This is a genomic window from Bradyrhizobium sp., from assembly GCF_019242285.1.
In the GTDB taxonomy this organism is placed as follows: Bacteria; Pseudomonadota; Alphaproteobacteria; order Rhizobiales; family Xanthobacteraceae; genus Bradyrhizobium.
Genome location: NZ_JAFAVV010000787.1, coordinates 1 through 10,689, shown reverse-complemented (window position 1 = coordinate 10,689; position 10,689 = coordinate 1). Strand labels below are relative to the sequence as shown.

The following is a 10,689-nucleotide window of genomic DNA, read 5'->3' as shown; positions in this document are numbered from 1 at the left end:
CGCAAGCGGAGGGCAATCGCATATGGAGGGCTATCGCATATGGGACGAGTGGAGCGGTTGGGCTCACCCTCCCCTGGAGGGGGAGGGTCGGCACGCGATCGAGCGAAGCGAGATGCGTGCCGGGGTGGGGTGACGGTCTCTCCGTATCGGACAGTTTGCGCGCGGAAGCATCACCCCACCCCGGCTCACATTCCGCTTCGCTTCATGTGAGCCGACCCTCCCCCTCCGGGGCAGGGCAATCGCATATGACCTTGGAGAGCTGCTCGCGGTGGAATCGAATAGCGAACGAAGTGGAATCGGATCGCGAACATCTGTCCCGTTGTCTGTCGGACTTTCCGAATTTTGGGCAATATGCGATTGCCCTGCCCTCCGGGGGAGGGTGACCGGTCGTGCCGATGGCTCGAGCTCATATGCGATAACCCTGCCCACAAGGGGAGAAGGGAAGCGGAGCGCTACTCTGCCGCCGCGGCAAAGCGGCTGTTCTCCAACTCCGCCTCCAGCCGTGTCCGCTCCGCCGCGGCCTTGGCGATGCTCTCTTCCTTGATGTGGCCGTAGCCGCGGATCATCTCGGGGATGCGGGCGAGGCGCGCCAGCAGCGGAATCTGCTCCGGCTTCAGTGCCGCGACGCGCTGGTCGATCATCGCGAAATAGTCTTCGACCAGCCTGCGCTCGGCCTTGCGCTCCACGGTCCGGCCGAACGGGTCCCAGGTCGTGCCGCGCAGCGACTTGAGCCGGGCGAGCAGCCGGAAGGCGTGGATCATCCAGCCGCCGTACTCCTGCTTTCGGAGGCGCCCCGCCTTGTCACGTTTCGCGAAGATCGGCGGCGCCAAGTGGAATTTCAGCCGGTAGTCGCCGTCGAACCTCTCCGACAGCTTCTTCGCAAAACCGCCGTCGACATAGAGCCGGGCGACCTCGTACTCGTCCTTGTAGGCCATCAGCTTGAACAGGTTCTTTGCCACCGTCGCGGTGAGCGCGGTGGACGATGGCAGCGCCGCGGCCTCCGCGCTGCGGACCTTGTCGACCGCGGCGACATAGCGCGCCGCATAGGCCTGGTCCTGGTAGTCGCGCAGGAATGCGGCGCGCAGCGTGATCTCCTCGTCGAGCGTCTTCGTCGCCACCGTCGGCCGCTTGCGGAACTGCAGCACGCTGCGGATGCGCGTCATGTCGTGGGCGGCGAGCCGGCCCCAGGTGAAGGCCTGCTTGTTCATCTCGACCGCCGCGCCGTTGATCTCGATGGCGCGCAGCAGCGCATCCAGCGTGAGCGGAATCGTGCCTTTCTGGAAGGCATAGCCGAGCAGGAAGGCATTGGTGGCGATACTGTCGCCCATCAACGTGGCAGCGATGCCGGTGGCGTCGATGATGTCGAGATTGCGCTCGCCGATGGCATCGCGCAGCACCGTCTGCATCGTGCCCTGCTCGAAATCGATGTCGGGGTTCTGCACGAAGCTCGCGGTCGGCTGCAGATCGGCATTGACGAAGGCGCGCGTCACGCCGCGCTCGGCGCGGCTCAGCGCATTGGCGCCGGCCGAGACCACCATGTCGCAGCCGAGGATCAGATCGGCGCCGCCATTGGCGATGCGCACCGCCGAGATGTCCTCCGGCTTTGGCGCGATTCGCACATGGCTCATCACCGCGCCGTTCTTCTGCGACAGGCCGGTGAAGTCGAGCGCCGAGCAACCCTTGCCGTCGAGATGGGACGCCATGCCGAGCAGGGCGCCGATGGTGATGACGCCGGTGCCGCCGATGCCGGTGACCAGGATGTTGTAGGGCCGGCTCACCGCCGCCGGCACGGGCAGCGGCAGGTCGGTGAACAATTGCCCGCTGTCGACGGCGGAGGTTTCGATCTTCTTCAGCTTGCCGCCGTGCACGGTCACGAAACTCGGACAAAAGCCCTCGACGCAGGAATAGTCCTTGTTGCAGTTCGACTGGTCGATCTGGCGCTTGCGGCCGAACTTGGTGTCGAGCGGCTCCACCGAGACGCAGTTGGACGCTTGCGAGCAGTCGCCGCAGCCCTCGCAGACGAGGTCGTTGATGAAGACGCGCTTGGGCGGATCGGGATAGAGCCCGCGCTTGCGGCGGCGGCGCTTCTCGGCGGCGCAGGTCTGGTCGTAGATCAGGACGGTGAGGCCCTTGATCTCGCGCAATTCGCGCTGCAGCTCGTCCATCTCGCGGCGATGATGCACGGTCGCGCCTTGCGGGAAGTAGCCTCCGCGCGGGTACTTGCCGGGATCGTCGGAGACGATGACGAGCCGCTTGATGCCTTCGGCCCAGACCTGGTGGGCGATCTGCGCCACGGTGAAGCCGCCCTCGGCGGGCTGGCCGCCGGTCATGGCGACCGCGTCGTTATAGAGGATCTTGTAGGTGATGTTGACGCCGCTGGTGGCGGCGGCGCGCAGCGCCAGCAGGCCCGAATGGGTGTAGGTGCCGTCGCCGAGATTCTGGAAGATGTGCGCTTCGCTGGTGAACGGCGCCTGGCCGATCCAGTTGGCGCCTTCGCCGCCCATATGGGTGATGGTCGCGGTGCGCCGGCTCGGCACCGAAAGCGCCATGCCGTGACAGCCGATGCCGGCCATGGCGCGGCTGCCGTCCGGCAATTTCGTCGAGGTGTTGTGCGGGCAGCCCGAGCAGAAGAACGGCGTCCGTTGCAGGCTGATCGGCGCATGCGCGGTTTCCGGATGCTCGAAGGCCTCGAGCCGCGCCAGCCGCTGCTCCAGGGTCGGGCTCTGGTGGCCGAGCCGCCGCAGCCGCGCCACCAGCGCGGAAGCGACGATGGTCGGATTGAGCTCGCCTTCGCTCGGCAACAGCGGCGCGCCAGTTTCGTTCTGTTTGCCGACCACTGTCGGCCGCTTCCAGGCCTCGACATTGTAGAGAATGCGCTTGAGCTGATCCTCGATGAAGCCGCGCTTCTCCTCGACCACCAGCACGTCCTGAAGCCCCTCGGCAAAACGTCTGGCGCTGCTTTCCTCGAGCGGCCAGGTGAGCGCGACCTTGTAGATGCGCAAGCCCAGTGCCTCGGCGTCGCGGTCGCTGATGCCGAGATCGGCGAGCGCCTGCCGCAGGTCGAGATAGGCCTTGCCGGTGGCGAGGATGCCGAGCCGCGCCGGCTTGCCGTCGAGCACGATGCGATCGAGCCGGTTGGCGCGGGCGAAGGCGGCGATCGCCGCCATCTTCGGACCGAACAGCCGCCGCTCGGCCTCCAGCGGCGGATCGGGCCAGCGGATGTTGAGGCCGCCGGGCGGCATCTCGACATCGGTCGGTATCACCACCCGAACCCGGCCGGGATCGCTGTAGATCGAGGCGGAGCTCTCGACCGTCTCGCCGATCGCCTTGAAGCCGACCCAGCAGCCGGAATAGCGCGACAGCGCAAAGCCTTGCAGCCCGAGATCGAGATATTCCTGCAAGGTCGAAGGGTTGATGATCGGCATCATCGCCGCCGCGAACACCTGCTCGCTCTGATGGGCGAGAGTGGAGGACTGGCAGCCGTGATCATCGCCGGCGAGCGCGATCACCCCGCCATGGCGCGCGCTGCCGGCCGAGTTCGCATGCTTCAGCGCATCGACCGAGCGGTCGACGCCGGGGACCTTGCCGTACCAGATGCCGAACACGCCATCGACCTTGGCGCCAGGGAACAGCCCTACCTGCTGGCTGCCCCACACCGCGGTTGCGGCGAGGTCCTCGTTCAGCCCGGGAACGAACGCGACATCATGCGCTTGCAGGAAGGATTTCGCGCGCCACAGCGCGTGGTCGTACATGCCGAGCGGCGAGCCGCGGTATCCGGAGATGAAGCCCGCGGTATTGAAGCCGGCTGCGCGGTCGCGCTCGCGCTGCAGCATCGGCAATCGCACCAGCGCCTGGACTCCGGAGAGATAGATCCGCTTGGATTCGAGCCGGTACTTGTCGTCCAGCCCCACCTGCAACAGCGTCATCTTCTTGCTCCGTGAAGTCTTCTTGGCGACGCCCAACAAAGGCAGGACACCTGCCTCATCAGTGAAATCCATGTTCCGACAAAGTCAATATGCACTGCCCGCAAGGCGCTGCTGCGTAGGGGAGCATCGCTCAGCGAATGAGCAGATGCCGCGCGTGGAAGCGCGCGACGGTTGACGCGCAGTCGCCAGTCCTGATCCCAAGCGATTGAAAAAGCCAGGAATTCGCCGGGCTGACCTGGCCGGACCGCGTTGTACACAATGGCATGGCGCTTGCTTCGTTGAAGCCAACGGATTCTCGCCAACGGGAGCGGGCACGGCCATGCTGAACGCGACTCGAGCCGCAAGCGGTACCATCATCGCGGAGCCGGAGCCGATCGATCTCGACTGGTCGGCGACCGCGCTCGTCATCATCGACATGCAGCGCGATTTCATGGAGCCCGGCGGCTTCGGCGAGACGCTCGGCAATGACGTCGGCCAGCTCGCCCGCGCAGTGCTGCCGATCGCTTCCGTGCTGATGGCGGCGCGCGATCGGGGCATGCTGGTCATCCACACCCGCGAAGGCCATCTGCCCGACCTCTCCGATGCGCCGCCGGCCAAGGTCGCGCGCGGCGCGCCAAGCCTACGCATCGGTGATCCCGGCCCGATGGGGCGCATCCTGATCCGCGGCGAGGCCGGTCACGACATCATCCCGGAACTCTATCCGGTCGAGGGCGAGATCGTGATCGACAAGCCCGGCAAGGGCGCGTTCCACGCCACCGCGCTCGGCGACATCTTGCAGAAGCACGGCATCGACAACCTGCTGGTGTGCGGCGTGACCACCGAGGTCTGCGTCAACACCACCGTGCGCGAGGCCAATGACCGCGGCTATCGCTGCGTCGTCATCTCCGACGGCTGCGCCTCCTACTTCCCCGAATTCCACGAGATGGGTCTGAAGATGATCAAGGCCCAGGGCGGCATTTTCGGCTGGGTTGCCGATTCCGATGCCGTGCTCGAGGCCATGCAAGCGGAGACATCGAACAGCAATCTGGCAGCGGGAGCATCACGATGAGCGCGAGTGCGACGGCGGGAAAACCAGGCTTCAAACCGGAGCTCTGGACCCCGGGAGACTGGAACGCCTTTTTCGGCTTCGGCACCAACATCCTGGTCAACATGCTGGTGCTGACCGGGCTGTTGCGGTTCGTGCTGAAGATGCCGGACCCGATCGTGTTCGGTCGCATCCTGCCGGCGCTCGGGCTGATGCTCTGCCTCTCCACCTTCTACTACGCGTTCCTGGCCTATCGCCTGGCGCAGAAGTCCGGCCGCGGCGACGTCTGCGCGCTGCCGTCGGGGGTGAGCGTGCCGCACATGTTCATCGTCACCTTCGTGGTGATGCTGCCGATTGCGCTGAAGACCGGCGACCCCCTGAAGGGCTGGTCGGCTGGGCTGGTCTGGGTGTTCTTCCAGAGCTTTCTCCTGATGATCGGTGGCTTCATCGCACCGGTCATCCGTCGCATCACGCCCCGCGCTGCGCTGCTTGGTACGCTCGCGGGCGTCTCCATCACCTTCATCTCGATGCGGCCGGCGCTGGAAATGTACATGACGCCGCAGATCGGGCTCGTCTGCTTCGCCATCATCCTGGTGAGCTGGTTCGGCGGCGTGAAATATCCGCGCGGCATTCCCGCCGGCCTGATCGCGATCGCGGCTGGCATGGTGATCGCCTGGGGGTCCAACCTGTTCGGGCTCTCCCTCGGCGGCTTGAGCGTGAAAGGCGTCGGTGACGCCTTCGCCAATTTCGGCTTCTCGGTGCCGATCCCGGCCTTTGGCCAGGTGTTCTCGGGCTTCGAATATCTCGGCGTGATCCTGGTCACCGCGATCCCGTTCGGCATCTACGACCTGGTCGAAGCCATGGACAATGTCGAGAGCGCGGAAGCCGCCGGCGACGAATACCCGACCACGCGGGTCTTGACCGCCGACGGCGTCGTCAGCCTGATCGGCTGCCTGATGGGCAATCCCTTCATCAACGCGGTCTATATCGGCCATCCCGGCTGGAAGGCGATGGGCGGCCGCATCGGCTATTCGGCCGCGACCGGCGTGATGGTGATCCTGCTGTCGTGGCTCGGCATCATCTCCTTCCTGCTGGCGCTGGTGCCTGTGGTCGCGATCTCGCCGATCCTGCTCTATATCGGCATGCTGATCGGCGCGCAGGCGTTCCAGACCACGCCCGCGCGGCACGCGCCCGCCATCGTGCTGGCGCTGACCCCGCATCTCGCCGCCTGGGCCAAATTGCAGATCGACACCATGCTGGCCTCGACGTTGTCGGCCGCGCAGGCGGTGGGCGGGCTCGCGGCGGACAAGACCGCCGACGTCAAGGCTGCGGCGATCGCCGCCTTGCCGCAGCAGGGCGTGCTCTATCGCGGGCTCGAGGTGATGGGCGGCGGCTCGATCATCGCCGGCCTCGTGCTCGGCGCCATCGGCGTGTTCGTGATCGAGCGCGATTTCGTCAAGGCCTCCGCCTTTGCTCTGTCAGGCGCGGTGCTGACCTATTTCGGTTTCATGCATGGCGAATCCGTCGGCATCGGCGGCGGATTGGGCGTGACGCCCGCGGTGGCGCTGGCCTATCTCGTCGTCGCCGGCGGCCTGTACGCGCTGGGGCGGCTAGGCACCAGCGAGCATTTCGTCGCGCATCCGGAGATGTCGGCCGCGCCGGCGGAGTAGGGGATTGTTGACTGTCTTGCCGCAGCACGGGCGGACGAGCGAGCGGGGCGACGTGAACCGAGCTCGCCACGCTGCTGAATCAAGGCCTCACCGCCGGCGCCTCCATCGCCATGTCGCGGGCGCGCATCATCAGATAGAGTTCGAGCTCGACCAGCTCGGGCGCGCCGAAATCGTAAGGTTTGGCCCGCACGCCGGTGATGCAGCCGCGCATGCGGCGCTCAATCGAGCCGACCGTCTGCCACTCCAGGCGGTAGGTCGGATACCCGGTCGGCTGTCCTTGCGTGATCGGCGAGCCCGCGAGCTTCTTCTCCCAATTGTCGTCATGGCAATTGACGCAGGCGAGGTTGAGCTGGCCTTGTCGCTGCATGAACAGCTCGTGCCCTTTCTCGACGAAGGGTTTCAGCTCCGGGTCGTCGCCGACCGCAATCGGCATGCCCTTCGACTGCGCGGCGACGTAGGCGTTCAGCGCCAGCAGATCGTGGCTCTCATAGGCCAGCGGCTCCGCCTGCTGATGGTCGGCGCGGCAGAGGTTGATGCGCTGGTCGAGGCTGACCGGGCGGCCGAGCGTCTTGTCGAAGGCCGGGTAGCGGGCGGCCACGCCCTTCATGCTCGCGGCCGCGTCGCCATGGCAGTCGGCGCAGGCCTTGCCGGCCGTCCCCTGCTTCTGCTTCCACAGCGCCTCGCCGTCGAGCACCCAGAGCATGCCGGGATTGGCGGTGTCGTCATCCTGCATCGCCTTGGTGTCGGCCGCCATGAAATCGTAGCCTGAGCGGCGTTCGCTTGGCGCGATCTCGCCGGCGTAGACCGGCGCGAGCGTCAGCATCGCGATGATGACGGCACGTTTCATAAGATGGTGATCGCGGCCGAAGCCGTGTTGGAATAGCCGTTGTCGCCGATCCATTCGAATTCGAATTTGCCGCTCTCGTTCGCCACCGTGAAGAACGAGAAAAAAGGGTTTGCGGCGATCGCCGGAAACAGGTCGGCGCGGAAAATCTCCCTGCCATTGTAGCGACAGGCAAAACTCGTGATGATGTCGCGCGGCACCAGGTCGCCGGCGGCGGTACGGCGATAGCCGGTCTCCATGATGTGCGAGGTCAGCGCCTTGATCTCGATGATGTCGCCGCGCTTCGCCTGCTTCGGCACGCTGATCAATGCGGCGGCCATGGCTTCAGCCCTCTTCGGTGCAGGCGGCGAGCGTGACCACGACGTCGGCGCTCGCCGACCAGAACGAGCCGTCCGCAAGCTGCGCGATCGCCACCACCTTCTGGCTGTCGGCGAGCCGGATCCGGGTCGCGACCTGCGCACGCCCGGCCCACGGGCCGAGATAGAAATTGCCGATGTTCGGCTGCGGGTTCTTCTCGTTGAAGACGTGGATGCTCTTGACGTGATCCTGCTCTGTCATCGGGCTCTCGACGCTCACGGTCATCGGCACCGTATTGCCGTTCTCGACCAGAGGCGGAATGTCGAGCTTGACCTTGCCGACACGCACCGGCGCCTCGCCGACGACATTGCGGATGGCGGAGGCGAGCATGGCGGGTGTCGCTTTCGCCGGGCGGAGCTGCACAGTGCCGGCAAAGGCGGCACCGCCGGCAAGGGCGATAAAGTGACGGCGCGAGGTTCGTTCGCGATGGTGCATCACCTGGGCCTTCTCATTCGCGCAGGGTGGCAAGATAAGCCACGATGTCTTCGATCTGTTCCGCGTTGAGGATCGGCTTGTCGCGAAAGGCCACACCGACCCGCTCGAGCCCTTCCACGCGGTAGTAGGATGGCATGATCGTCGCCGGATTGAGGCGCGCGGCATCGACCAGCCGAAGCCGGAGCTGGCTTGCGCTCCAGCGGCTGCCGGCGCCGGCAAGATTCGGCGCGAGGTCGCCCTGGAACTTCTGTTCTGCAATTGGAGCAGGGTGGCAGAGGATACAGGTCGTCGTGCGGTCGGCTACCAAGGCGCGGCCACGCGCAGCGTCGCCCGCCGAGCCCGTGAGCGATTGCGGAATGCCGTCGCCGACGATGTCGTAGTTCGCCAGCGCCCGTGCGTCGGCGGGGCCGAGCAGGGCGAACGCCAGCGCGATATGGAGGAGCGATCTAGCCAAAGCTGTCTGCCGTGATGGTCTTGAACCAGGCTTGCGCCTCGGCGGCTTCGCGCGCGCGGGTCTCGCGCGGCGCGTCGACGGCGCTGGAGCCGCCGTTCCCGGTCTCGACAAAGATATCGTCCTTCGGCACATAGGTGCCGGCGAGCGAGAAGGCGTAGCCCGGTGCGACCGTGTCATAGCAGATGCCCCGCAGCTTGGGCGTTTCCGGCGTCTTGCCCGAAAGCTGGTCGACGATGGTGGCCGCACAGGCCTTGCCTTGCGCGTTCGCCGCCGAGGCCGATTTCGGAATGCCGCCGCCGAGGCAGGCGTCGCCGATCACATGGATGTCGGGCACGAGCTTCGAGGCAAAGGTCACGGGATCGATTGGGCACCAGCCGGTGCGGTCGGCCGCGCCCGCGATCTCGGCGATGCGGCCGGCCTTCTGAGGCGGGATCACGTTGGCGATTTCGGGTGTGTAGTTGCCGAACTCGGTGATGATGGTCTTCGTCTTGGGTTCCACCGAAGTCACCCTGCCGCCCTGCGACAGCGGCACACGCTCGATCATGTCGCCATAGAACGTCTTCCAGGCGTCCTCGAAAAGGCGCTGCTGGGGAATTTCGTCCTTGGCGTCGAGGATCAGCACTTTCGAGCGTGGCTTCTTCGCCTTGAGATAATGGGCGATGAGGCTGGCGCGTTCGTAGGGCGCGGGCGGGCAGCGCGCCGGATTGGCCGGCACGGCAATCGCCACCGTGCCACCGTCGTCCATGGCTTCGAGCTGCTTCCGCAACAGGAGGGTTTGCTCGCCCGCCTGCCAGGCGTGCGGCATTTTTTCGAACGCCGCCTCGTCGTAGCCGGGGAGCGCGTCCAGCTTGAAATCGATGCCGGGCGACAGCACCAGACGCTCGTAGCCGAGCGTGCCACCGTCGGCGAGGGCGACGCTATGCGCGTGCGGATCGATCTTCGTTGCTGCCTGCGGAACGACGGTGATGCCTTGGGCCGCGATCTTGTCGTAGCCGAACTGCTGGGCATCGATCTCACGCAGGTCTGCGATCACCTCATTGCTCAGGGGACAGGCAGTGAAGATGCCGGTGGGCTCGATCAGCGTCACCACGAGCTTCGGCTCGAGCCGTTTCAACGCGCGCGCGCAGGCGACCCCGCCGAAGCCGCCGCCGACCACGACGACGCGCGCCGCAGCTTGCGCGCGTGCGATGGCGGGGAAAGCCAGCGGGATGACCGATGCGGCGAGGCGTCGGACAGCCTCTCTCCGCGTCACTTTCATGCGCATGATCCAATGGTAGGACGGCGGCCGCCTTGCGAGCCGCCGCCGGCCTCCTTCTAGGCGAATGTGATGTTCTCGTTCCGCAGCGGCGCGTTGCGGATGCGTTTGCCGGTCGCCGCGAAATAGGCGTTGAGCACCGCGGGGCCGGCGACGCAGATGGTCGGCTCGCCGACGCCGCCCCAGAATCCGCCGCTCGGCATCACGATCGATTCCACCTTCGGCATCTCGTTGATGCGCATCGAGTTGTAGGTGTCGAAGTTGGTCTGCTCGATATAGCCATCCTTGACGGTGCAGCCGCCGTAGAACAGCCCGGTCAGGCCGTAGACGAAGGAGCCCGCGATCTGGCGCTCGATCTGCGCGGGATTGACGGCATAGCCGGGATCGGTGGCCGCGACGATGCGATGGACCTTGATCTTGCTGCCGTCGGTCACGGAGATTTCGGCGGCCGCGGCGACGTAGCTGCCGAAGCCCATGTAGTGGGCGAGGCCGCGGGAGATACCTTGCGGCGCCGGCTTGTCCCAGCCGATCTTCTCGGCCACGGTTTCCAGCACCGCGAGATTCTTCGGATGATCCTTCATCAATTTGCGCCGGAATTCCAGCGGGTCCTGGTTCACGGTATGCGCCATCTCGTCGACGAAGCATTCGACGTAGATCGCGTTGTGATTGACGTTCACCCCGCGCCAGAAGCCCGGAATGACGTGCGGATTGCGCATCGAATGAT

At 65.9% G+C, this 10,689-nt stretch carries 9 protein-coding genes; 2 read left to right on the top strand and 7 right to left on the bottom strand.

The window, feature by feature from the left end; genetic code table 11:
- Nucleotides 1-452 precede the first annotated feature (452 nt).
- Nucleotides 453-3,962: an indolepyruvate ferredoxin oxidoreductase family protein gene (locus tag JOY90_RS32030; RefSeq protein ID WP_291695095.1), complete on the bottom strand. Its 3,510-nt coding sequence runs from the start codon at nt 3,960-3,962 to the stop codon at nt 453-455.
- Nucleotides 3,963-4,245: 283 nt separating this feature from the next.
- On the opposite strand from JOY90_RS32030, the gene JOY90_RS32025 reads away from it, so the two are divergent.
- Nucleotides 4,246-4,974, top strand: a complete 729-nt coding sequence (locus JOY90_RS32025) for a cysteine hydrolase (RefSeq protein WP_291695093.1) — start codon at nt 4,246-4,248, stop codon at nt 4,972-4,974.
- Entirely contained in the window at nt 4,971-6,620 is a 1,650-nt protein-coding gene (locus JOY90_RS32020; protein ID WP_291695092.1) for a regulator, read from the top strand. Before JOY90_RS32025 ends, JOY90_RS32020 begins: the two co-directional genes overlap by 4 nt.
- 79 nt (nt 6,621-6,699) lie before the next feature.
- Here JOY90_RS32020 and soxA read toward each other — a convergent pair whose 3' ends face one another.
- From soxA to JOY90_RS31990, 6 genes are all read right to left on the bottom strand, one after another.
- Nucleotides 6,700-7,467, bottom strand: a complete 768-nt coding sequence (gene soxA / locus JOY90_RS32015) for a sulfur oxidation c-type cytochrome SoxA (RefSeq protein WP_291695091.1) — start codon at nt 7,465-7,467, stop codon at nt 6,700-6,702.
- Nucleotides 7,464-7,784 carry a thiosulfate oxidation carrier complex protein SoxZ gene (gene soxZ / locus JOY90_RS32010; RefSeq protein ID WP_291695090.1) on the bottom strand — a complete coding sequence of 107 codons (321 nt, stop codon included), beginning with the start codon at nt 7,782-7,784 and terminating at the stop codon, nt 7,464-7,466. The genes soxA and soxZ overlap by 4 nt, the downstream gene beginning before the upstream one ends.
- A 4-nt stretch (nt 7,785-7,788) precedes the next feature.
- The gene (locus JOY90_RS32005) at nt 7,789-8,256 is read right to left on the bottom strand and encodes a SoxY-related AACIE arm protein (protein WP_291695094.1); all 468 of its coding nucleotides are present in this window, start codon (nt 8,254-8,256) and stop codon (nt 7,789-7,791) included.
- A gap of 13 nt (nt 8,257-8,269) precedes the next feature.
- Nucleotides 8,270-8,710: a sulfur oxidation c-type cytochrome SoxX gene (soxX, locus tag JOY90_RS32000; RefSeq protein ID WP_291695089.1), complete on the bottom strand. Its 441-nt coding sequence runs from the start codon at nt 8,708-8,710 to the stop codon at nt 8,270-8,272.
- Nucleotides 8,703-9,974, bottom strand: a complete 1,272-nt coding sequence (locus JOY90_RS31995; protein WP_291695088.1) for an NAD(P)/FAD-dependent oxidoreductase — start codon at nt 9,972-9,974, stop codon at nt 8,703-8,705. Before JOY90_RS31995 ends, soxX begins: the two co-directional genes overlap by 8 nt.
- Before the next feature lie 50 nt (nt 9,975-10,024).
- Nucleotides 10,025-10,689, bottom strand: a 665-nt coding sequence (locus tag JOY90_RS31990) for a molybdopterin cofactor-binding domain-containing protein (protein ID WP_291695087.1), incomplete at its 5' end; no start/stop codon positions are given.